Consider the following 23,658-nt stretch of genomic DNA (forward strand, 5'->3'; position numbering starts at 1 on the left):
CGAACTGATGAAAACGCCCGCTACGCAAGTGCCGAAGATCCTGCACTTCATCTGGCTGGGTGGCGGAATCGGCGAGATTCAGCGCGACTACATCAATGTCTGGAAGCAGGTATTGGCTGGTCAGGGTTATCAGATCAACGTCTGGTATGACAGTGATGCGCTGCTGGCCTGGCAGGCCAATCGCTTGATGGTCGATGCGGCGAAGGCGGACGCCATGGAGCACGGGGGCGTCGATAGCACTTCCGATAAGGTATTGGGCGAAATGTATGTGGCCCGCGCTATTGCGTTGAAGCAACAAATGAGCGAACACATTGATGCGGCAGTTGCGAAGGGCGAATCAGCCGATGAAGCAAGGGTGCAGTTGTTGAGCCGTGCTTATGGTCAGAGTTCTCAGGACTTACGGGTGTTGAAGGCAAAGAACCGGGAAAGTATTGATGCGCTGGTCGGAGGTGACGTTCGCGTGCGCGATCTGGCGGGTTCGGAAATACCTTTGAAGTTGCGGGATATTTACCAGCGGGAAATGCGCATGCGGGGCAACCTGGCGGCGGCATCGGATATCGTAAGAGCAGAGGTCTTGTACTTTGAGGGCGGCAGTTACACCGATGTCGATAACTTGCCGCCGTTGCTGAAGGAAATTGCAGGTGTCGATATAAGCGACTTTGGTGAGGATGCTCGACTCGGTGTTTTGCAGTTGATGCTGGATCAGAACCCTGACTGGATGCCAGGTCGACAAGCGTTGCGGGGGCAATACAGAGACAAGCTGTTGCAAATACCCGAAGAGCATCGCACGGTACTGCAAGCGTTTGCCAAAAGCCGGCCGCCTTTGACCCAGGTGTTTCAGCCTCCACAGGATCTGCTTGTCCGTCCCTACGCATTGCGCGCGGTGGCAAAGGGAAACACGATCAGCAATGCCTACATGATGGCGCATGCCGGCTCGGCGGTACTTGAGTCCGTGCTCCAGCGCTTCAGGTTCAACTATGAATTGATCGATGACACCGCACGGTTGGCCACTGACAGAGGTATCAGTCTTCAAGAGCATGAAGCCATGGATACACTGGCTGGTGAAGTGCTGGAAAAGTCTTACGGGCCTTTGTTTGATTTGCCCGGAATGGAAGCCATCTTTGCGTCTTATCTGGCAAATGCCGCAGCCGGATACCACAACGAAGGTATCCGACCAAAAAATGAGGGGACCATTTATTTGACCGGACCGGTCGGGATCAAGGATGGCACCGGCGATTTCGAAAAGGCATTTTTAACGCCCGAGGGCGCGCAGGCGTCACGGCGGGAAATGGCCATCGCACCTCTGCAGACGGTCAATCAACTCACTGAAGAGGAACTGGATCACTCCTGGAAGGAAAACGAAACCGATACTCAGAAGTGGCTCGAGACTGAGCAGCAACGCTGGCGCGATGGCCAATTCAAGACCCGCTACGCCGGGAACATCGCTGAGTTGTTGAAACAGACGACCGTCGAATTCGAACTCGGCTGGCCGCTCATCGAAGGACGTCATGTCCTGAATACCGAGCTGTTGCAGCGGATGGCTGATCACCTCGGCGAGCCGTTCACCAAGGCGATGACGAACGGTCACGATGGCACCCTTGTGTTCGCTGAAAGATTGCCGCTGAGCTTCGATGATCGTCAGGCCATCCGCAATCAGGACACTCGCCTGCGGCCACCGGCATTCCCGAAAAATCCGGTTGCCCAGAGCCTCGCACTGGATGAGCTGTTGATCGGGTTGGGCGCCGGTTCCTGGCAACTCGAACAGCTCACCCCGTTGCAGCGTTTGACCATCGGAGCATTGCTGGGCGCTGATTCACTGGACGCTCAAAGCTTTTCCGCCTTGCGCAGTACGCTGGACAATCTGATCAACAGCCTCAGTGAGCGCGGTACGGCAGGGCGCTATGCGGCGATTGAACAGCATCTCTATCAGCACCGCGCACCTGCGTTCATGGCAGGCATGTCCAGTGTGGGTGATGAATTGCCCGCGCATCCGATCACCGCACTTGGCCTGAAAAAGAATGCCTTGGCCAACACTGCGACACTGTTTGACTGGGGGCGTCAGGTGGCGCAGATCCAGCGGCTCGCTACTCAGGAACACCGCGAACAGGTTCTGGAGCGGCTGGAACAGGTGCTCAGTCAGTTCGAGGCCGGCACTGTCAAAATGGTGCCTCAGGATTTGTTGATGCACGGGCCGGGTGACACTGCGGCCGGCCGCTGTTTTCCGCTGGCGCTGGCGATGGGGGCCGCCCTCACACAGGGCGAGGGAGCGACCCGGCAATTGCGCGAGCGATTCTTTCTGGCGGTGCTTGAGCCGGAGCACCCGGACTCGAAGGCGTTTCTGGCCGCGCTGGAGGAAATGCGTGGCGTGAACGCAGCCGATGTGGGCACGGCGCTGGGGCGGGGCGATCTGGACAAGATGGTCGCGACACTCGAGGCGTCCGTGGGGCCGCGAACCCTGATGCTCAACTCGGATAACCACTCGATGCTGGTGGCTCGGACTGTACACGGGAGTACGGTCATTTATCACTTCTACGATCCGAACTTCGGCCTGTTCCAGTTCGACAGCTCCGTAACCTTCAGAATGGCCCTTGGGCAATTTTTCAAGCAGGCACAGATCGCCCGTCATTACGCCGTGTACGGCAAACCTGGCCGGCCACAGTTCGATCTGATCGATGTGCATGGGGAAAAAGTCGCCGATCTGAACCTGTCGAACGGCAGCAAGGTAAGTCAATTGCTCAGGGACGAGCCGCTGCCGGACAAACCGTTCAGGTCGGTTCGCCAGAGGATGAACAGTGCTCACGGACGAACGCTGATGGAGAACTCGCGGCTGGGCAAGGCACTGTTGTCTTCAGACAATGACTGGTGGGGCGGGGAGATTGCCGACATGACGGCGCGGTTGCAGGAGGGCCATGACTCGGTGACGCCTCTTGTGCCGTTGTTCGACTCGCTGGAAGTGACGCCCGAGGGCAGTTATCGGGTGGGCATGATCGATCCACAGACCGGCGAGTTGGTCGCCACGGTCGTCAGCCGGGATGATCGCCTGCTGCGAATCAAAAATTACCTGACTGACCTGTTTTCAATCCTCGGGCGCAAGCGTCCGGTCGGTGATGCTGTGGATCCGACCGAGGCAGCGGCAGTGCATACGCTCAATGCCGGTTTCGCGGTGCAGGCCTTGATGAATGCTTTGCGTGGTCGCGAAGGCGAAGACCGCACACTGACAACGGCGGTGCAGTGGCATGCCTACGTCAATTACGCACAACTGGTGCATGGCAATGTGGTCGATGTGGCGGGACTGATCGGTCTGGTGCAGGCCGCGCTGCGCGATGAAAAACTGATCGCCCGCACCACTGCGAAGGTGGTCGGCGAAGCGCTCGAGCCGTTGATCGGCAGATCCCTCGGCACTGTGGCCGGGCATTTGGGCAACGAAGGCGTCGGCGCGGTGTTGGGTCTGGCCAATGTCGGTTTCGATATCTATCAGTTGGCGACGGCACGTAATGATGTGGAGACAGCCACCTACGCCACCCAGCTGACCTTCGATGCCAGCAGTCTGGCCCTCACCGGCGCGGGACTTGGCGCAGCGTTTGCCGGTGCGGGTACGGCAGCAGCGGTGCTGGGAGGCGCCGGGGTGATTCTGGGTGGCCTTGCGGTCGGCGTGACTGCGCTGGCGCAGAGCTTTGCCACCATCGCTGAAGAAGCGAAGGCGGTCGGGCTGTTTTTTGCGGAACTGGAGCAGGCGCATCACGGGGACGGATTTCACTACAGCGGCGAGCAAGGTGCCTGGTTGCCGCGACCCTCGCTGATCATCAACGATCTGGACCTTAGTACGGGCAAGCTGCTGCTCGACAGCACCCGTCTTTACCCGCTGCGCGATCATTTCGGCGTGCCGGATTTCGAGGTCGATTACCCGCGAGCGATCCACCTCAGCAAAGAACTGGGCTATCCAGCCGAGATGAAGTTCTCACCGTCCGCCGAGCAGGCCATTGTCTTGCCGTGCACGCCGCTTACCTGCTATCGCTACGAGTACCAGATCCTGCCGTTCGCATCACAGCGCCACGACAAGGGTTTCGACATCGCCCGGCGTCTGGAGAAGAAAAAAGCGGACGGTCAGTGGCTGTTCCTGTTTTCGTTCTACTCGTTCCCCAGCCATTACATTGTCCATCGGATGTACCCCGATTATCGCCCGACCGAGATCCGGGTCACGCTGGATGCGCAGGCGCGCAAACTGGTTGTGCCGGTGATCCCCGAGCCTTGGCGCGAGCAGATCAGCTATCGGATTCAGGGTGGTGGAGGCACATGCACACTCGTGCTCAACCCCGGCGTCAATGTCGGACTGACGTCAGTGGGCAAACAAAAGGACCGCTGGATCATTGTCGCGCCGTGGGCCGTCGAGAAGGACATCGTGCTGGGCAGCAACGGGCAGTTCGGTATCAAAGGTTGCGAGTTCAAGGTGACGGCGGACATTGCCCCGGAGATTTCCCTGCTGATCGAAAATGGCCGGCTCTTCCGGATTGCCGGCAATAAACGGACTGAACTGGATCTTCTGGAAGAACAGGCGCCCAGAGGCCTGGACGGCCAGGTCCTGCAGGATCATCTGCAAGACCTGGCGCGAGCCCATCGATTGGCGCTGCGCTATACGCCGATCCACGACTACCTGATTCCGTTCGAGAACATCAAGGCGCCGCGTTACACCAATGGCTGGTATGACGCTGTGCAGGACCGGATCCTCTATATCCGCAACGACGAGGTGTTCGACGATGAAGGGCTGTTGTCGGTGGTGGCCGGCGATTCGGCATTTTTCCATGATCCGATTGGCTACGAAATCTGTCAGGTCGATGCCGGCACCGGCCTGCTCAGTCATCGCTTTCGTTTGATGTTTCGACGCACCGGCGTCAGCACGATTCTTAGCGTCGAAGCCGATGGGCAGGGTGTCGTCCATGTGGTGCAGGAATACGCGTATGAGGACGGTACGCGTGAGCGCCTCAACTACCTGATTCATGAAGGTGAACTGTGGCTGAGCTCGGTTACCCGTGGACTTGAGCCGGGTTTCCAGATGTTGCTCGATGACGGCACGCCGTTGCCTGCCTGGACATCGGTACTGGGTGATTGGGTATCGCTCAAACCGGTCGATGCAGACAAAGGCTACGCCACGGTCGACTGGCAGTTCGCTGCTTACGTTTCGGTCTGCTGGAAGATCGAAGACAACGCTCGGGACATGGCCTGGGTCCGTACTCGTGACAACCTGATCGTGCGCCCGGTACCGCGCCGCCACCATGCCCGCGCCTGGCCCGACTCGATCCAGAACCTGAACGAGCTGATGCTGCTGACGCCCAGTGATGACGGCGACGTGTTTGTCATCTACGACCGGCAGTTCCAGAGCCTGTGCCGGGTGCAGCGCACCGTGACGCTGGAACAGATTCAGTGGTCGCACCGCTGGGTGCAGCCCGAGCGCCTGAAGCAGGTGACGGCTGAACACAATGGCTATCAGGCCCGCACCGGGGACGGATTGTCATTCGAAATCGGCGCTGACGGTGAAGTGCGTTTTGCGGGTCTGACCGAGTCCTGGCTCAAGGGGCGCAAACAATGGTGGCTGGCGCTCGACGCCATCGCCCGACAATATGCAGTGGAGCAGTTCCCGATTGTCGGCATTGCCAATACTGCCGGGGATGCGCGCTTGCACGCCTGGTACGTGGACAACCGCTTGTTGTTGTGTGACGCGCAACCAACACAGCTCCGGTTGCTGGGCATGACACCGGACAATCAATCGGCGTGGCTGTTCGAGCCCGAAAGTGGCGAGGTCTGGCGCCAGACGTTTATCGATCCGCATCAACTGCAGGCGGCATTCGGAGACGGCTCGCAGTTGTTGCAAAGCCGGATGCTGCCAAAACCAGAGCGGCAGTGGACGGCGTGGCGCTTTGCCGATGTACGGGTCGACGGTGCCGGTCTCTTGGGCACGACGCGCGAAGGCGTGGTGCTGCAACTGGAGCATCAGGAACCACCGCAGATCATTGGCGTGCAACACGATTGGCTGGCGGCCCATGGCGAGCATCTGATCAGAGACTTGCAAGCCTTGCTGGCGAACGCAGCGCATCGTCCATTCATCTCTATCGCTTCTCAGGAGGCCAGTGTGCAGTGGTATATCGCTGACAGTGCACGGCTGATCCAGATTCCCGCTGTCGACCTGCCGGAGGATTACGAGCTGCTTGGAACCCGAAAGTACGCTGAAGTCTTGTTGCATGAATCGCGCGAGCGGGTCGTTCAGGGTTATCCGAGCATGCGCCAGATCAAGCCGCTGGATTACGTCCAGCGCACGGGTGACGTGCTGGTGCTCGAGGGACGGGTGGATGTCTACGATCTTCTGCCGGTGATCCCGGACGATGTGCGCACGCTGGTTCTGCGGGTAGGGCGCGGTTGGATGAAGTGGCATCTGTCCGAGGCGCTGATGCGCAAGCTCGATTCGTTGGTGGTTGATTGCCGTTATCCGCTGGTGGGGTTTCCCGCGGTCATGAGTCGCTTGATCCTGACCATGGCTGATCCACACAAGCTCGAAGTGGGGATGGTCGACGATCACCTGGTGGTGATCGATCCCGACAGTGAGCACTGTGTGCTGATACGCAATGCGGATGCATCAGATCCCTCGCTGCGGGGCGATGCCATGCTTGAGGTCAAGGGCCTGCGTCCGTGCCAGGTGTCGACGCTGGTGCGCTGGCTGAAGGCGCGCAAGGAGGGCGCCGAGGGCGTGACGCTGAAAGCGCTGATCGATCAGGCGGATGCGAAGAAAACCGTCGAGTCTGCGGGTTGACGGTGCGCGGGCGCTGACGAAAAAAGACCGCCGACGTTGCCGTCGGCGGTCTTTTCGTTTCAGGGTTCAAGGCACCAGATAGCCTTTGACCCCGGTGAAGATGATCTGCGCCGCCAGTGCGCACACGAACAGCCCCATCAGGCGGCTGACGATCTGCAAACCCTGATCGCCGAGAATGCGTTCGATGCGGTTCGACAGGTACAGCACCACGCCAACCGTGAAACTGGCGAGGGCGATGCTCATGATCGCGAACAGCTTGTCGTCCCAGTGCGGCTGGCTGACGCCCATCACCAGCAACGCACCGATGGTGCCGGGGCCGACGGTCAGTGGAATGGTCAGCGGAACGATCGTCACGTCCTGCTGCACGTTGTCGGTCTGCACGGCCGACTTGCCCTGCGCCATGCCCAGAGCGGAAATGAACAGCACGCTGCCGGCGCCGATGCGGAAGGCGTCCACCGTGATGCCGAACACATCGAAAATCACCCGCCCGAACAGGTAGAGCAACACGCTCGAAACCAGGGTGGCGACCGCCACTTTCCAGGCCAGACGGCGTTGCTCCTTGCGCGAGTAACCGCGGGTCAGGCTGATGAAGCAGGACAACACGAAGAACGGGCTGTAGAGCACCAGCATCTTCAGGTAAACACTGAATAACACGTGGAGCATGGCGCGGGCTCGCTGGCGGGGAAAGTCGGGGGGAGTCTAACAGGCGCTATCGTGTCTGTCGGCTCACGACGGTTGTGTCGTCGCACGGTTCTGCTGATCACGCTGGGCCACCCAGTGCTCGATCAGCTCACGCAGTTGCGACAGCTCCACCGGTTTGGCCATGTGCCCGTCCATCCCGGCCTGGCGCGCACGCTCCTTGTGTTCGGCGAGGATGTGCGCGGTCAGCGCCACGATCGGCGTGCGGATGCGCTGATTGCCGACTTCCCAGGCCCGCAGTTGCTGGGTGGCGGAGAACCCGTCGAGGATCGGCATTTCGCAGTCCATCAGCACCAGGTCGTAGCGTTGGGCTTTCATCGCTTGCAAGGCTTCCTCGCCGTTGCTGGCGGTGTCTGGCTGCAGGTTGAGTTTACCGAGCATGCCCCGGATCACCTTGGTCGAAATGGTGTTGTCTTCGGCCACTAGGATGCGGAAGTCACTCGGTACCTTGACCGGTGCTGCGGGGCTCGCAACCTGTGGCTGGAACACCACCTGGCCACGATTGCGCTGGTTCAGTTCGTCAGCCAGCGTGGTCTTGAGGGTGTAGCCGGCCACCGGTTTGGCCAGGATGCGCTTGATCCCCGAGTTGCGCGCGATGATCTTGCTCGGCGCATTGCTGATGCCGGTGAGCATGATCAGCAGGATGTCGTGGTTCAGACTCGGGTCTTCCTTGATCTTGGCGGCCAGTTGCATGCCGGTCATGCCGGGCATGTTCTGGTCGAGCAGGACCACGTCGAAGTAATCACGCAAATGCGCCTTGGTGCGTAGCAGGGCCAGCGCTTCCTTGCCCGACGGCACGGCGCTGACGTTCAGGCCCCAGGCGCTGCATTGTTGCACCAGCACCTTGCGGCAGGTGTCGTTGTCGTCGACCACCAGCACGCGTGCGCCTTGCAGCGGGCTGTCGAGGTCCGAGGTCGGATGCTCCAGACGATCAGGGTCCAGCGGCAGGGTCAGCCACAGCGTGCTGCCCTGGCTGGCGCCGCTCTTGATGCCGAACTCGCCCTGCATCAGACGGATCAATTGGCGGGCGATCACCAGACCGAGGTTGCCGCCCAGGCGGTTGGCCGACAGGAAGTGCTTGCTGTGCAACTCGGCGTGCATCAGCGCGTCGCGTTCTTCCTGATCCATCGGCTGGCCGCTGTCCTGCACGGCAATACGCAGGCGGGGGCCGGCGCTACGCTCGTCGAGGGCGACGACCACCAGCACTTCGCCTTCTTCGGTTTTCTTCAGCGCGTTTTCCAGCAGGCTCAGCAACGTCTGGCGCAGGCGCGTCGGATCACCACTGATGACCCGTGGCACTTGCGGCTGGATAAAGCTGATCAGCTCGACGTTCTGTTGTTCGGCCTTGGCGCGGTAGATGCTCAGGCAATCGTCGATCAGCGCGTTGAGGTCGAACTGCACGTCGTCGAGTTCGATCTGCCCGGACTCGAGCCGCGAGATGTCGAGGATCTCGTTGATCAGCGTCAGCAGTTCGTTACCGGCGCTGTGGATGGTTTGCACGTAATCGCGCTGTTTCACCGACAGCGGCGTGCCAAGCAGCAGTTCGGTCATGCCCAGTACGCCGTTCATCGGCGTGCGGATCTCGTGGCTGATCTTGGCCAGGAACTCGGCCTTGGCGTTGATCTCGGCGTTGCTCGCGGCCAGGTCGCGGCTGATGCTGAAACGGCTTTCGGTGATGCTGCGCTGACGCTCGCCGAGGGCGATGCTCATCAGCAGGCCACTGATGCAGATGAAACCCATCAGGGTCATGATCAGGCCTTGCGGCGCGACCAGGGTCAGCCCCAGCAAGGCCGGGAGGATGATCAGCGTGCCGATGTTGAACACCACCATCGCGGCGACGAACAAGCGGGCAGGGCGGTAGCCTTTCTGCCAGTGATAGAACGCCACCAGCAACATGCTCAGCCCGGCCAGGGCCACCAGCGCATAGGTGATGATGTTCAGCGGCAGGGTGTTGACGAACAACAGCAACAGGCTGCAGATCACGATGAACAGGATGTCGCCGATCAGCAGCTTGTTCAGCGGATGCGGGCCGAGCGGGGCGAAGAAACGGTAGGCGAACATCAGGCCCGCCGGAGCGGTCAGCAGCAGGGCCAGATAGGCGCCGGGGGTCTGGATCGCATGCCAGTTCGGCAGCCACGGACCGGCGAGGTTGAGCAACAGCAACAGGCTCAGGCTCAACAGGCCTTCACACACTGCGAGCCACAGGCTGCTGCGCGAGCGGGTGTAGGCGTAGCGGATCAGGTTATGCAGGATCAGCATCGCCAGACAGCCGAACAGCAGGCCGTAGATCAGCGTCTGGTTGTGATTGGCCGCGGCCATCACCGCCGATTGCAAGGTGATGTAAGGGCGCAACTGGTGATCGGAAACCAGTCGCAGGTAGACGTCGAGGGGTTTGTCGCTCTGCGGCAACGGCAGCATGAAGTCGCTGCTGGGCAGCGGCCGCTCCACCTGGGGCTGGGTGGTGCCGGTGTCGCGTTGCTCGATCAGGCGATCGCCGTCGAGGACATACAGATTGAGGTGCGACAGGTCGGGGGCGAAGATCCGCAGCACTTGTTCGTGCTTGCCGGGCGCCAGCCTGAAGCGCAGCCACAGGGCGCCATCGGGTTCGGCCGCGGTCAGGCGGTCAAGTTCGATAGGGCTGAATTGATTGGTGTAGCGGGCGGAGCGGATGTCGCTCAGCTGGAGGTTGCCCTGATCGTCAAGCAATACCGACCAGCCACTGCCTTGCGCGGCCTGGGCCGGGAGCATGCAGAGCAAGGTCAACAGCGTGACGGTGAAGCCTATGGCAATCCTGAGCCAGCGCACGGCGAAATCCCTTCGTAGGTTGATGCCAGAATATAACGATGCGCAGCGTCGGAACAGTCCGGCAAGGGCGATGAGCCCCTGCCGGAAACACAGCGTAGCTTATTACTGAGACTCACCGCGTTCACGGGCAATGGCGCGGTAGCCAATGTCGGTGCGGTAGAAGCAGCCTTCCCAGTCGATGGCCTTGGCCAGTTTGTAGGCCTGCTCCTGGGCGGCGCCGACGCTGGCGCCCATGGCGGTGGCGCACAGCACCCGACCACCGGCCGTCACGACGTTGCCGTCCTTGAGCGCGGTACCGGCGTGGAAGACCTTGCCTTCCAGTGCGGCGGCGGCGTCCAGACCGTTGATCGGCGCGCCCTTGGCGTAGTCGCCCGGGTAACCGCCGGCGGCCAGCACGATGCCGACGCTCGGGCGTGGATCCCACTGCGCTTCAACCTTGTCCAGTGCCTGGGCCAGTGCGGCTTCGACCAGCAGTACCAGGCTCGATTGCAGACGCAGCATCACCGGTTGGGTTTCCGGATCGCCGAAACGGCAGTTGAACTCGATGACCTTCGGATTGCCGGCCTTGTCGATCATCAGACCGGCGTACAGGAAACCGGTGTAGACGTTGCCTTCGTCGGCCATGCCGCGCACGGTCGGCCAGATCACCTGGTCCATGACGCGCTGGTGCACGTCGGCGGTGACAACCGGAGCCGGGGAGTAAGCACCCATGCCGCCGGTGTTCGGGCCGCTGTCGCCGTCGCCGACGCGTTTGTGGTCCTGGCTGGTGGCCATCGGCAGAACGTTCTTGCCGTCGACCATGACGATGAAGCTGGCTTCTTCGCCGTCGAGGAATTCTTCGATGACAACGCGCGAACCGGCGTCGCCAAAGGAATTGCCGGCGAGCATGTCGCGCACGGCGTCTTCGGCTTCGGCCAGGGTCATGGCAACGATCACGCCTTTACCGGCGGCCAGGCCGTCGGCCTTGATCACGATCGGTGCGCCTTTTTCACGCAGATAAGCCAGGGCCGGCTCGATCTCGGTGAAGTTCTGGTAGTCGGCAGTCGGGATCTTGTGACGTGCCAGGAAATCCTTGGTGAAGGCTTTCGAGCCTTCCAGCTGCGCGGCGCCGGCGGTCGGACCGAAGCAGTCCAGGCCACGGGAGCGGAACAGGTCGACGACGCCGGCCACCAATGGCACTTCCGGACCGACGATGGTCAGGGAAACGTTTTTCTCGGCGAAGTCAGCGAGCTGCTCGAGGGCCAGCACGTCGATGGCGACGTTTTCGCACTTGGCCTCAATCGCGGTGCCGGCGTTGCCCGGTGCCACGAAAACTTTCTGCACACGCGGATCCTGAGCCACTTTCCAGGCCAGGGCGTGTTCGCGGCCACCGCTGCCAATGATCAAAACGTTCAAAGAGAGACTCCTTCGGAGAAAGCTGCAAGCTGCAAGCAAGAGCGAGTGTGTGACTCTCGATTACAGCTTATGGCTCTGAATTAATGAGGCTGCAACTGCAAGAAGGAGCGATACCTGACTGCTCTTTCTTGCAGCTTGCAGCTTGAGGCTTGTAGCTGCCGTGTATCAGTGACGGAAATGACGCATTCCCGTGAACACCATCGCGATGCCGGCTTCATCAGCAGCAGCAATCACTTCAGCATCACGCATCGAGCCACCTGGCTGGATCACCGCCGTGATACCGACCTTGGCCGCATTGTCCAGACCGTCGCGGAACGGGAAGAACGCGTCCGATGCCATTACCGAACCCGCCACTTGCAGACCGGCGTGCTCAGCCTTGATCGCGGCGATACGCGCCGAGTTCACGCGGCTCATCTGGCCGGCGCCGACACCGATGGTCTGACGGTTCTTGGCGTAGACGATGGCGTTGGATTTGACGAACTTGGCCACTTTCCAGGCGAAGATCAGGTCGTGGACTTCCTGTTCGGTCGGGGCGCGCTTGGTCACCACTTTCAGGTCGTCGGCGCCGATCATGCCGATGTCGCGGCTCTGTACCAGCAGCCCGCCGTTGACGCGCTTGTAGTCCCAGGCCGGAACGCGATCGGCCGACCACTCGCCGCAGGCCAGCAGGCGTACGTTGGCCTTGGCTGCAACAATGGCGCGGGCTTCTTCGCTGACGCTTGGGGCGATGATCACTTCAACGAACTGACGCTCGACGATCGCCTTGGCGGTCTCGGCATCCAGTTCACGGTTGAAGGCGATGATGCCGCCGAACGCGGATTCGGTGTCGGTGGCGTAGGCCAGTTCGTAGGCCTGACGGATGCCGCCTTCGGCGTCCGGGCTCACGGCCACGCCGCACGGGTTGGCGTGCTTGACGATCACGCAGGCCGGTTTGACGAAGCTCTTCACGCATTCCAGCGCGGCGTCGGTGTCGGCCACGTTGTTGTACGACAGTTCCTTGCCTTGCAACTGGGTGGCGGTGGCGATGCCGACTTCGGCAGGCTTGGCCTCAACGTAGAACGCCGCGCTCTGGTGCGGGTTCTCGCCGTAGCGCATTTCCTGTGCCTTGATGAACTGGCTGTTGAAGGTGCGCGGGAATTCGCTGCGACCTTCGGTGCTGAGGGTTTCGGCGGCCTGGTTCACGGTGCCCATGTAGTTGGCGATCATGCCGTCGTAGGCGGCAGTGTGTTCGAACGCCTTGAGCATCAGGTCGAAACGCTGAGCGTAGGTCAGGCCGCCGGCCTTGAGGTTTTCCAGAACATTGGCGTAGTCGCTGGCATTCACCACGATGGCCACGTCTTTGTGGTTTTTCGCCGCCGAACGGACCATGGTCGGGCCGCCGATGTCGATGTTCTCGATGGCGGTCGGCAGGTCGCAGCCTGGCTTGCTGATGGTGGCTTCGAACGGGTACAGGTTGACGGCTACCAGATCGATCGGCTTGATGCCGTGCTCGTTCATGATCGCGTCGTCGATACCGCGACGACCGAGGATCCCGCCGTGGATTTTCGGGTGCAGGGTTTTCACCCGACCGTCCATCATCTCTGCGAAACCGGTGTAATCCGCGACTTCCACTGCGGCCACGCCGTTGTCCTGCAGCAGTTTGAAGGTCCCGCCGGTGGAAAGGATTTCCACGCCCAGGGCTTCCAGCTCCCTGGCGAATTCGAGGATCCCGGTCTTGTCGGAAACACTGATCAAGGCGCGGCGGATCGGCAGGCGGGTAGTCTGGTCGGTCATCTCAATTTCCATCAAAAGCAAGGGAAGTCAGCAAAAAAGGCGACCGGTTTTACGCGGGCGCCTTTCTGGTTTGATTGAATGCTTACAGCAGATCGTACTGTTTGAGTTTCTTGCGCAGCGTGCCGCGGTTCAGTCCGAGCAGCTCGCTGGCCTTGGTCTGGTTGCCCTTGACGTAGTTCATCACGCTTTCGAGCAGGGGAGCCTCGACTTCGGAGAGCACCAGGTTGTACACGTCCGTGACGGACGCGCCCTCAAGGTGGGCGAAATAATTGTGCAGCGCCTTCTCGACACTCCCGCGAAGGGTCTGGCCTTCTTCGCTCGGGGTATTGAGGTGCTGTTTCAAATTCACGTTGTCGCTCACGGGTGTTGTTCCACTCACTAAAGTCTCGGTCATCATCGTCATGCGGCCACCCCTTCTCCGTCCCCTGTCAGGCTCTTGTAACGTTCGGCGAAGAACTCCCGAACGTTGGCGCATTGTGTTTCCGTACCATCCAAACGATTGAAGTGGGCGCGAAATTCCCTGGCGCCCGGCAAGGTTGCGAGATACCAGCCCACATGCTTGCGGGCAATTCGCACGCCCATCACGTCCCCATAGAAGGCGTGGAGGGCGGCCAGATGCTCAAGCAGAATGCGTTCCACCTCGATCAGCTCCGGCGCCGGCAGTTTTTCGCCGGTACGCAGGAAGTGTTCGATCTCGCGAAAAATCCATGGCCGCCCCTGGGCGGCCCGGCCGATCAACAGGCCATCGGCACCGGTCGCGTCGAGCACGTAGCGGGCCTTTTCCGGCGATACGATGTCGCCGTTGGCAAAGACCGGAATCGACACCGCCTGCTTGATCGCGGCAATGGTGTCGTACTCGGCTTCGCCGGTGTACAGGTCGGCGCGGGTGCGGCCATGCACCGCCAGCGCCGTGATCCCGGCCTGCTCGGCGATCTTCGCCACGGTCAGGCCGTTCTTGTTGTCGCGATCCCATCCGGTGCGGATCTTCAAGGTCACCGGCACATCAACTGCCGCCACGACGGCGTTCAGGATCTCGGTAACCAGTGCCTCATCCTTCAACAACGCGGAGCCGGCGGCCTTGTTGCAGACCTTCTTCGCCGGGCAACCCATGTTGATATCAATAATCTGTGCGCCCAGTTCGACGTTGGCCCGGGCCGCATCCGCCAGCATCTGCGCATCGCCACCGGCGATCTGCACCGAGCGTGGCTCGGGATCGCCTTCGTGGATCATGCGCATGCGCGACTTGCGGGTGTTCCACAGGCTCATGTCACTGGTGACCATTTCCGAGACTACAAGCCCTGCGCCCAAACGCTTGCACAGCTGACGAAAGGGCTGGTCGGTGACACCCGCCATCGGGGCGAGGATCAAGCCGTTCTGCAATGTATATGGGCCGATGCGTACCGCCGACATAGGACTTCCCTGAAGTGGGGCCGGATCATGAGAGTTCGAAAAAGGGTTGGCATGATACCCGCTCTCGATGACTGGATAAAGGCTGAATTGAACAAAATCTGAACAGTTATTCTGTTATTACCGGCGGTTTGGTCGCGCGCTGCGCAGTCAGAAAACTGCCGTCAATCCGGGAGCGGTGAAGCGTTTCACTCGGGCGAGTGGAAACTCAGGCTGTAGTTCACGGCTTTCGGGCCTGGATCGAGGATGTCCAGGGCGATGTGGATCGGCGTCTGCGGCGGCATTTCCGCCATGCCTTCGAGGTCGCCGTTGAGGTATTCGCCGGGCTTGAAGCGACGACTGGCGATCAGGTGACCGTTAAGGTCGGCGAAGCGCAGCTCCAGCAGCGGAAACGGCTGCGAGAACGGCGCGCGGTTGTAAATGATCGCGTCCACCACCAGCGCACCGCTGAATTCCGGGTGGCTGCGCACTACCAGGTTGCTGCTCTTGATCTTGGCGATATCCACCTTGGACGGCACCGTGCAGCCGACTTGCGGGCAGAGTTGCTGGAACCACGGCCGGTATTGATCCTGGCGCGCCAGTTCATCGAAGTGATAGGCGATGTACTGTCCGCCCAGACTGGCGGCGGCCAGCACGATCAGCAACAGCCAGAGCAGACGACGGCCCCAGGGCGAGCGGCGTTTCTGCCAGTCCAGTTGCAGCGGGTCGTCGGTCAGGTCCTGCAAGGCTTCGGCGCGAACACTGGATTCGACGCGTTCGCGCTTTTTGCGCGGGGCTTCGATCAGTGGCAGTTCGTCATCGACGTCGTCGCTGGCCGACAGGCGTTCGCGGCGGGCATTCGGGTCGATCGGATCGTGCAGGCGCAGTTGCGGAATCGGCGGTTCGTCGTCGAGATCCACCGGCTCCAGCGACAGCGAAGGTTCGGTGCGCTCCGGTCGGACCGGTTCGGGCTCGATGGCTTCGGGTTCATCTTCGACTTCGGGGGCGCGCTCATCTGCCGGTTCGCTGAACAGGCTGTCCGGCCACGTCGTGTCTTCCGGTTCGTGGCTATCGCGGCGAGCGCTCAGGGAGTCTTCGCGCGGGCGACCGAACTCGGTGGTCGGCTGGATTTCCCGTTGTTCGAGGCGGGCCAGTTCTTCGTCCAGATCCAGGCTGTCCAGATCCAGCTCGGCGGCGCTCCATTGCTTCTGGCTGATGGCGCGCGGCTCGGGCGCTTCGACGATGGCCGGTGGCTCGACGGGCTCAGGCTCGCTGATCGGCGGCTCGCTGATTAGCGGCGCCACCGGTGTGACCGCTTCCTTGCTTGCGTGTTGCTCCAGCAATTGCTTGGCGGCATTGAACACTTGCAGGCAGGAGCCGCAACGAACCACCCCGCGGGCCACGCTCAACTGAGCGTGGCTGACACGGAAACTGGTTTGGCAATGCGGGCACTGGGTGACGAAGCTGTCGGTCATGCGGCGATCCGGATTGAGCAGGCGGTCATTCTAGCGCCGACGGCCGGTGATGCGCACCCAGCCATCACGATTGGCGATCGGGTCGAGATCGAAGTCCTGCGCGTAGGCGGCAGCGACTTCGTCACCTTGTTCGGCAAGAATCCCTGACAGCGCCAGACGCCCGCCGGACTTGACCAGGCCGGACAGTTGCGGCGCCAGGGAAACCAGCGGGCCGGCCAGAATGTTGGCCACCAGCACGTCGGCTTTGACCTGCGGCAGGTCTTCCGGCAGGTACAGCGGGAACAATTCGTCAGCGATGTTGTTGCGCCCGGCGTTGTCGCGGGAGGCTTCAAGTGCCTGCACGTCGATGTCGGTGCCCACGGCTTCTTTCGCGCCGAGCAGCAGGGCGGCAATCGCCAGAATCCCCGAGCCGCAGCCGAAGTCCAGCACGTTGCAGTCTTTCAGATCCTGGCCGTCCAGCCATTCCAGGCACAGGGCGGTGGTCGGGTGAGTGCCGGTGCCGAACGCCAGGCCCGGATCCAGCAGCAGGTTGACCGCGTCCGGCTCCGGTGCGGCGTGCCAGCTCGGCACGATCCACAGGCGCTGACCGAAACGCATTGGCTGGAAACCGTCCATCCAGCTGCGTTCCCAGTCCTGGTCTTCGATCACTTCGCTGTGGTGCTCGGGCAGCGGGCTGCCAGTCAGCAGTTCCAGATGGGCCAGTACCGGAGCGGCTTCGGTGCCGCCCTCGAACAGGGCCAGCAGGTGGGTGTGCGCCCACAGCGGGGTGGTATTGAGTTCCGGTTCGAAGATCGGCTGATCTTCGGCGTCCATGAAGGTCACCGAAACGGCGCCCACTTCAAGGAAAGCGTCTTCGTAGGTTTCGGCTTGTTCTGGGCTGATGGCGAGTCTTACTTGCAGCCAAGGCATGGCGGGCACCTGTGAAAAAGATTGATTGCAGCCTAGCGGCCAGCGAGAAGCGCGCAAGTTTACGCGAGCGCGACGGTTTTGTGGGAGCGGGGAATGTGTGAGCAGATGAAACCTTCGGAAACAACAAAGCCGCCCGAAGGCGGCCTTGTCTGGTGCGGGCTGAAGCTTAGTGCTTCTCGCCAGCCAGCTTGTGCTCGAGGTAGTGAATGTTCACGCCCCCTTTGCAGAAGCCTTCGTCACGGGTCAGATCACGGTGCAGCGGGATGTTGGTCTTGATCCCGTCGACCACGATTTCGTCCAGGGCATTGCGCATGCGGGCCATGGCTTCGTCGCGGGTCGCGCCGTAAGTGATCAGCTTGCCGATCAGCGAGTCGTAGTTCGGCGGAACGGCATAACCGCTGTACAGGTGCGAATCGACGCGAACGCCGTTGCCGCCTGGAGCGTGGAAATGCTTGACCGTACCCGGGCTCGGCATGAAGGTTTTCGGGTCTTCGGCGTTGATCCGGCATTCCAGCGAGTGACCGCGGATCACCACATCATCCTGGGTATACGACAGCTTGTTGCCAGCGGCGATGCTGAGCATCTCCTTGACGATGTCGATACCGGTGACCATCTCCGAAACCGGGTGCTCCACCTGAACACGGGTGTTCATTTCGATGAAGTAGAAACGACCGTTCTCGTACAGGAACTCGAAGGTGCCGGCGCCACGGTAGCCGATGTCGATGCACGCCTTGACGCAGCGGGCCAGGACTTCCTTGCGCGCGTTCTCGTCGATGCCCGGTGCCGGCGCTTCTTCGAGAACCTTCTGGTGACGGCGTTGCAGCGAGCAATCGCGGTCACCCAGATGGATGGCGTTGCCCTGGCCGTCGGACAGAACCTGCACTTCGACGTGACGCGGGTTGGTCAGGAATTTTTCCAGATAGACCATCGGGTTGCCGAACGCCGCGCCTGCTTCGGAGCGGGTCAGTTTCGCCGAGGCGATCAGGTCTTCTTCCTTGTGCACCACGCGCATGCCGCGACCACCACCGCCGCCGGCGGCCTTGATGATCACCGGGTAGCCGACTTCACGACCGATGCGCAGTGCCGTTTCCTCGTCTTCCGGCAGCGGGCCGTCGGAACCTGGAACGGTTGGCACGCCCGCTTCGATCATCGCGTGCTTGGCCGATACCTTGTCGCCCATCAGGCGAATGGTTTCGGCTTTCGGGCCGATGAAGGCGAAGCCGGAGTTCTCGACCTGCTCGGCGAAATCAGCGTTTTCCGCGAGGAAACCGTAGCCTGGGTGAATGGCGGTAGCGCCAGTCACTTCAGCGGCCGCAATGATTGCCGGGATGTGCAGGTAGGACTGAGCGGCAGAAGCCGGGCCGATGCAGACGGATTCGTCTGCCAGACCCAGGTGCATCAGCTCTTTGTCGGCCTTGGAGTAAACGGCGACGGTCTTGATGCCCATCTCTTTGCAGGCACGCAGAATCCGCAGGGCGATCTCACCGCGGTTAGCGATCAGAACTTTTTCCAACTTCGCAGTCATCAAAGGCTCTCCGCAGTTCAAACGATGGTGAACAGCGGTTGGTCGTACTCAACCGGCTGGCCGTCTTCGACGAGGATGGACTCGATCACACCGCTGGTTTCAGCTTCGATGTGGTTCATCATCTTCATGGCTTCGACGATGCACAGGGTGTCGCCTTTCTTCACGGTCTGGCCGACTTCAACGAAGGACGGCGAGGTTGGCGAAGATTTGCGATAGAAGGTGCCGACCATCGGCGAACGGGCAACGGTGCCGTTCAGCGCTGGAGCAGCAGCGGCAGCTGGAGCTGCGGCAGCAGCAACCGGAGCGGCAGCGGCGGCAGGTGCAGCGGCCGGAGCCTGCATCGGAGCCGGAGCGTAGTACTGCTGCGCCGGGGTCTTGCTGTGACGGCTGATGCGTACGGACTCTTCGCCTTCCTTGATCTCGAGCTCGTCGATGCCGGACTCTTCCAGCAATTCGATCAGTTTCTTAACTTTACGGATATCCATGAATCATCAACTCCCAAGGGTCGGTCAGGGGCGTATAGCTTGTTGTTCAAGCTGCTCTAGTGCAGCCTCCAGGGCCAGTCGATAACCGCTGGCGCCAAGGCCGCAGATCACTCCTACCGCTACATCGGAGAAGTAAGAGTGATGGCGGAAAGGTTCGCGTTTGTGCACGTTGGACAAATGCACTTCGATGAATGGGATGCTCACTCCCAGCAGCGCGTCACGTAATGCGACACTTGTGTGTGTAAATGCTGCCGGGTTGATCAGAATGAAGTCCACGCCCTCGCCGCGTGCGGCGTGGATGCGGTCGATCAATTCGTACTCGGCGTTGCTTTGCAGATACAGCAGATGATGGCCGGCTTCACGGGCGCGGCGTTCCAGATCCTGATTGATCTGCGCCAGGGTGGTCGACCCGTAGGTCCCGGGTTCCCGGGTGCCGAGCAGGTTCAGGTTGGGGCCGTGCAGCACCAGTAGCGTTGCCATCTGCGTGTTCCTTGTTATGGGTGAGCCTTCGTCAGAACCCGGCGACTATGCCGCAAAGACTTTGTGACTGTCCAGTTCTCTGCAATAGCCAGCACGATGACCGATGTTTGCGCAAAATATGTGACTGACTGATTAAATCCGGTCATTCGCTTTGGCAACACGTTCGGCGAAGTCGCTGGCGTTGATCTCGCCGATCACCCGCACATCGCGACGTTCCGCCCCGTCCTTGCCGAAGAACATCAGCGCCGGTGGGCCAAACAGGCTGTAGCGGTCGAGCAGGGTGCGCTGTTCGGCATTGCTTGCGGTGATATCGAAGCGTATCAGCCGATAGCCCTTGAGCCGATCGACGACCGTGGCGTCATTGAGTACTTCGTGTTCGATGACTTTGCAGCTGATGCACCAGTCGGCGTACCAGTCGAGCAGCATCGGGGTGCCGGCGGTTTTCGCTTCGAGGAGCACTCGATCCAGTTCCGCCGGGGTGCTGACGGTCTGCCACGAACCACTGTTTTGTGCAGTCGAGCCGCTGTCGGCAAGGCGTGCCGGGGCTATCGGATTCAAAGGATCGGTCTGCCCGCTGAACGCGCCGTACCAGCAGGCCAGCGCATAAAACAGCAGGAACAGGCCCAGCAGTTGGCCGAGGCGTTTGCGCGGCGGTTTGTAGACGAATTCCAGAGCGCCGAGGAACAGGCCGACGCCACCGGCCAGCAGGCCGATCAGCAGCAACGTGATCTGCCCCGGCAACACCCGGCTGAGCAAACCGATCGCCAGCCCGAGCAGCAACACGCCGATGCCGTTCTTCACGTACATCATCCACGGCCCGCTTTTCGGCAGCCACGCTGCGCCGCCGGTGGCCACCAACAGCAGCGGCGCGCCCATGCCGAGGCCGAGCATGAACAGCTTCAGGCCGCCGCCCAGCGCATCGCCGCTGGCGCTTATATAAAGCAGCGCGCCGGCCAGCGGGGCGGAAACGCATGGCGATACCAGCAGACTCGACACCACACCCAATACCGCGGCACCCCACAGCGAGCCGCCTTCAGTGCGGCCGGCGATCCGGTCGAGACGGCTGCTGATGAAGTGCGGCAGTTTCAGCTCGAATACGCCGAACATCGCCAGCGCGAACACCGCAAAGAACATCGCGAACGGCACAAGCACCCACGCTGATTGCAGCCGCGCCTGCAAATTCAGTTGCGCGCCGAACAGCCCCATCAGCGCCCCAAGCAGCGCGAAGCACGCAGCCATCGGCAGCACATAAGCGAGGGACAGATTGAAGCCACGCAAACCACCGACCTGACCGCGTAACACCACGCCGGACAGGATCGGCAGCATCGGCAATACACAAGGCGTGAAGGTCAAGCCCAGGCCAGCCAGAAAAAACAGCGCCAGATCACGCCAGTCCCAACCCTTCACCGGAGCGGGCGCGTCATTCGCCGCTGCGTTGCCCTCGATGCTCAGGCGTTCGGTTTCCGGTGGGTAGCACAAACCCTTGTCGGCACAGCCCTGATAGGTGACGGCCAGCGTGAAGGCTCTGGAATCATTGCGCGGCAGTTCCACATCGAGAATGCCGTGGTAGACCTCGACGTCGCCGAAATACTCGTCGTGTTTCTGTTCGCCTTGGGGCAGTTGTGCGGCGCCAAGTTTTACCTCGGCAGGCTCGGCACGAAACTGGAAACGATGGCGGTAGAGGTAATAGCCTTCGGTGGCGACGAAGCGCAGTTTGACCGATTGCGGCGTGCTCTCGACCAGGCTCAGTTGAAAGGCTTCACGCACCGGCAGGAAATCGGCGCTGTTGTTGACCGAGCCCAGTGTGGCGCTGGGTTTGCTGTCGAACAGGCCGGCGGCGCCGGCCGGCAGGGCGAAGACGAAAAACAGCAGGCAGAGCAGACGGCGCATGACAATCTCGCGAATCAAAGGTGCGGGAATGATAGCGGACTTGGCCCTGCGCTGTGTGTCACACGCGGAACGCTTGCACGGCAGTGTGCAGCTGACCGCCCAGCAACAGCAGGTTCTCGCCTTGCTCGCGGCCCTGGCCGATGCGCAGCAGATTGTCCCCGCCCAACTGGTGAATCCGTTCGCTGTGATCGCGGATCTCGCTGACCGCACCGCTCTGTTGCGCGGTGATGTCGGCGATGCGGATCGCGGTGTCGGAGATGGTCTGGATCGCGCCGACAATCTTGTCCAGCGCACCGTCCGCCGATTGCGCCTGATTGGCCGTGGCCTCGGCGTGTTCGACCTGCGCGCGCATGCCCTCGACCGATTGCCGGGCGGCGGTTTGCAGGCCGGCGATCAGGGTCTGGATTTCGGCGGTGGCGCCGGCGGTGCGTTGCGCCAGCGAGCGCACTTCCTCGGCCACCACGGCAAACCCACGGCCCATTTCCCCGGCCCGAGCGGCTTCGATCGCCGCGTTGAGCGCCAGCAGGTTGGTCTGGTCGGCAATCGAGCGGATCACCGTCAGCACGCCGCCGATGGTTGCCGATTCTTCGGCCAGGTGTTCGATCATCTGCGCGTTGCCTTGCACTTCGCCGACCAGCGCGTGCAAGCCGGTGAGGCTCTGGCCGATCACTTGTTGCCCGTGTTCGACGGCCAGCCCGGCATGGCGACTGGCGTCGGCGGCCTGGCGCGCATCGCCGGCCACTTGCTGGATGGTCGCTTCCAGTTCGCCGAGGGAGTCACGGATCAGCGCGGTATCGCCGGCCTGATGTTCGGCGCCGCTGTGCAAGTCATTGCTCAGCTCGGCGAGGGTGCGGCTGCTGCCGGCCACTTGCTCGGCATTGCCGCGAATCGTCCCGACCAGATCCACCAGATAGGCGCGCAGGCGATTGAGCGAGGCTTCGATGTCGTGCAGTTCGCGGTTGGTCTTGCCCAGATGAATGTCGCGGCTGAAATCGCCTTCGGCCCAGGTCGACAGCGCCGGCGCGAGGTTGGTCAGGGTGCGGGCCAGGCGTCGCTGCAGGGTGTCGATCAGCAGCGCGATCAGCAGAATCAGGCCGATCATCACGCCTTGCATCAGCCGCACTTCACCCTGGATCTGCCCGTGCTGGGCGCGCACCACCGGTTCGAGACCGGCGATGGCTTGCTGCACGGCGGCGATTTTCTGGTGGGTCGCGGTGCTCAGGTCGGTGCGTTTCTGGATCTGCTCGCGGGTGCGCGCCAGCTCCGCCGGGTAACGCCCCAGCAGGCTGTTGAGCTCGCGTTTGAGGCCGACACCAGCATCTTCGGCAGCGGCTTTTTCCGTGCTTTCGATGCCCATCATCGCGGCGAAATCGTCGCTGCCGGATTCACTGCTGGCGACCACGCCGAGCAAGGGCAGGGCATCGATCGTCTGGGCCTGGGCGCGGATGTTGCTGACTTCGCGTTCGACATCGGCGGCCAGTTCACTGCGCCCGCTGCTGACCAGTTTGTCTCGGGCCAGCGACAGTTTGCCCAGATGTTGAGAGGCAACGAGCAGAGGCGTGAGATAGGTCGCGTTGCCGCCTGCATACGTGCTGAGCTGATCGAGGCTGGCGCTCAATTCGCGCTCGGCCTGCAACAGCAGGGCCTGCGGATCGCCGGCCAGTTTGCCGGCGGCCAGCAGGTCGGTCTTGCTGAATTCATCGAGGCCGGTGAGGCTCGGGCGCAAGGTGTCGGCCAGCGCCGGCGGCAGCTCGTCGAGCTCCTTCTGCAACTGATCGATGGCCTGGCTGGCGCTGCTCAGGCGCAGGGCGTCGCCGCTGGCGAGGTAATCCTCGACGTTGCGTGCCACGTCATTCTGAAATTGCTGCGACAGCCCCAGGTATCGCTCCATCAACAGATACGGGCGCTCCAGGGCTTTCTGCGACCACCACAGCGTGGCGCCGAGGGCCACGCAGACGGCGACCAGCAACAGAGTATTGAGATTGGTGAGCAACTTCAGGCGCATGACGGCTACCAACGGCAGAATGGTAAGCGCCT

At 61.6% G+C, this 23,658-nt stretch carries 14 protein-coding genes; 1 reads left to right on the forward strand and 13 read right to left on the reverse strand.

Annotation, left to right across the window (positions count from 1 at the left end):
- Positions 1–7: 7 nt before the first annotated feature.
- Complete coding sequence (locus CAF74_RS12465; RefSeq protein WP_256578373.1) at positions 8–6,799, forward strand: TcdA/TcdB pore-forming domain-containing protein; 6,792 nt, start codon at positions 8–10, stop codon at positions 6,797–6,799.
- Between the two features lie 66 nt (positions 6,800–6,865).
- On the opposite strand, the gene CAF74_RS12470 is transcribed toward CAF74_RS12465, so the two are convergent.
- From CAF74_RS12470 to CAF74_RS12530, 13 genes are all read right to left on the reverse strand, one after another.
- On the reverse strand, positions 6,866–7,462 hold the full coding sequence (locus CAF74_RS12470; RefSeq protein WP_007951032.1) for a MarC family protein: 597 nt from the start codon (positions 7,460–7,462) through the stop codon (positions 6,866–6,868).
- A 63-nt stretch (positions 7,463–7,525) separates the two neighbouring features.
- Complete coding sequence (locus CAF74_RS12475; RefSeq protein ID WP_007951031.1) at positions 7,526–10,303, reverse strand: hybrid sensor histidine kinase/response regulator; 2,778 nt, start codon at positions 10,301–10,303, stop codon at positions 7,526–7,528.
- A gap of 102 nt (positions 10,304–10,405) precedes the next feature.
- Positions 10,406–11,698: a phosphoribosylamine--glycine ligase gene (gene purD / locus CAF74_RS12480; protein ID WP_007951030.1), complete on the reverse strand. Its 1,293-nt coding sequence runs from the start codon at positions 11,696–11,698 to the stop codon at positions 10,406–10,408.
- A 165-nt stretch (positions 11,699–11,863) separates the two neighbouring features.
- On the reverse strand, positions 11,864–13,471 hold the full coding sequence (gene purH / locus CAF74_RS12485) for a bifunctional phosphoribosylaminoimidazolecarboxamide formyltransferase/IMP cyclohydrolase (protein WP_039772035.1): 1,608 nt from the start codon (positions 13,469–13,471) through the stop codon (positions 11,864–11,866).
- Between the two features lie 82 nt (positions 13,472–13,553).
- Entirely contained in the window at positions 13,554–13,874 is a 321-nt protein-coding gene (gene fis / locus CAF74_RS12490) for a DNA-binding transcriptional regulator Fis (protein WP_002555375.1), read from the reverse strand.
- Positions 13,871–14,881: a tRNA dihydrouridine synthase DusB gene (gene dusB, locus CAF74_RS12495; protein WP_011332261.1), complete on the reverse strand. Its 1,011-nt coding sequence runs from the start codon at positions 14,879–14,881 to the stop codon at positions 13,871–13,873. The genes fis and dusB overlap by 4 nt, the downstream gene beginning before the upstream one ends.
- Positions 14,882–15,066: 185 nt before the next feature.
- Entirely contained in the window at positions 15,067–16,332 is a 1,266-nt protein-coding gene (locus CAF74_RS12500; RefSeq protein WP_085746560.1) for a DUF3426 domain-containing protein, read from the reverse strand.
- Positions 16,333–16,362: 30 nt separating this feature from the next.
- On the reverse strand, positions 16,363–17,241 hold the full coding sequence (prmA, locus tag CAF74_RS12505) for a 50S ribosomal protein L11 methyltransferase (protein ID WP_007951025.1): 879 nt from the start codon (positions 17,239–17,241) through the stop codon (positions 16,363–16,365).
- Between the two features lie 166 nt (positions 17,242–17,407).
- On the reverse strand, positions 17,408–18,766 hold the full coding sequence (gene accC / locus CAF74_RS12510; RefSeq protein ID WP_064593229.1) for an acetyl-CoA carboxylase biotin carboxylase subunit: 1,359 nt from the start codon (positions 18,764–18,766) through the stop codon (positions 17,408–17,410).
- A 17-nt stretch (positions 18,767–18,783) separates the two neighbouring features.
- Positions 18,784–19,251 carry an acetyl-CoA carboxylase biotin carboxyl carrier protein gene (gene accB, locus CAF74_RS12515; protein ID WP_007951023.1) on the reverse strand — a complete coding sequence of 156 codons (468 nt, stop codon included), beginning with the start codon at positions 19,249–19,251 and terminating at the stop codon, positions 18,784–18,786.
- Positions 19,252–19,275: 24 nt separating this feature from the next.
- Positions 19,276–19,731 (reverse strand): type II 3-dehydroquinate dehydratase, encoded by a 456-nt coding sequence (gene aroQ, locus CAF74_RS12520; protein WP_007951022.1) that lies wholly within the window; start codon positions 19,729–19,731, stop codon positions 19,276–19,278.
- Positions 19,732–19,863: 132 nt separating this feature from the next.
- Entirely contained in the window at positions 19,864–21,621 is a 1,758-nt protein-coding gene (locus CAF74_RS12525; protein ID WP_085746561.1) for a protein-disulfide reductase DsbD, read from the reverse strand.
- Between the two features lie 58 nt (positions 21,622–21,679).
- Positions 21,680–23,626 carry a methyl-accepting chemotaxis protein gene (locus tag CAF74_RS12530; RefSeq protein WP_085746562.1) on the reverse strand — a complete coding sequence of 649 codons (1,947 nt, stop codon included), beginning with the start codon at positions 23,624–23,626 and terminating at the stop codon, positions 21,680–21,682.
- Positions 23,627–23,658: the final 32 nt, after the last annotated feature.

The sequence above is a fragment of the Pseudomonas sp. R45(2017) genome (assembly GCF_002112305.1).
Taxonomy (GTDB): Bacteria; Pseudomonadota; Gammaproteobacteria; order Pseudomonadales; family Pseudomonadaceae; genus Aquipseudomonas; species Aquipseudomonas paraglycinae.

Coding starts and splice junctions, on each gene's coding strand:
- CAF74_RS12465 (WP_256578373.1), top strand. CDS start 8: ATGAAAACGCCCGCTACGCAAGTGCCGAAGATCCTGCACTTCATCTGG.
- CAF74_RS12470 (WP_007951032.1), bottom strand. CDS start 7,462: ATGCTCCACGTGTTATTCAGTGTTTACCTGAAGATGCTGGTGCTCTAC.
- purH (WP_039772035.1), bottom strand. CDS start 13,471: ATGACCGACCAGACTACCCGCCTGCCGATCCGCCGCGCCTTGATCAGT.
- fis (WP_002555375.1), bottom strand. CDS start 13,874: ATGACGATGATGACCGAGACTTTAGTGAGTGGAACAACACCCGTGAGC.
- dusB (WP_011332261.1), bottom strand. CDS start 14,881: ATGTCGGCGGTACGCATCGGCCCATATACATTGCAGAACGGCTTGATC.
- CAF74_RS12500 (WP_085746560.1), bottom strand. CDS start 16,332: ATGACCGACAGCTTCGTCACCCAGTGCCCGCATTGCCAAACCAGTTTC.
- prmA (WP_007951025.1), bottom strand. CDS start 17,241: ATGCCTTGGCTGCAAGTAAGACTCGCCATCAGCCCAGAACAAGCCGAA.
- accC (WP_064593229.1), bottom strand. CDS start 18,766: ATGACTGCGAAGTTGGAAAAAGTTCTGATCGCTAACCGCGGTGAGATC.
- accB (WP_007951023.1), bottom strand. CDS start 19,251: ATGGATATCCGTAAAGTTAAGAAACTGATCGAATTGCTGGAAGAGTCC.
- aroQ (WP_007951022.1), bottom strand. CDS start 19,731: ATGGCAACGCTACTGGTGCTGCACGGCCCCAACCTGAACCTGCTCGGC.
- CAF74_RS12525 (WP_085746561.1), bottom strand. CDS start 21,621: ATGCGCCGTCTGCTCTGCCTGCTGTTTTTCGTCTTCGCCCTGCCGGCC.
- CAF74_RS12530 (WP_085746562.1), bottom strand. CDS start 23,626: ATGCGCCTGAAGTTGCTCACCAATCTCAATACTCTGTTGCTGGTCGCC.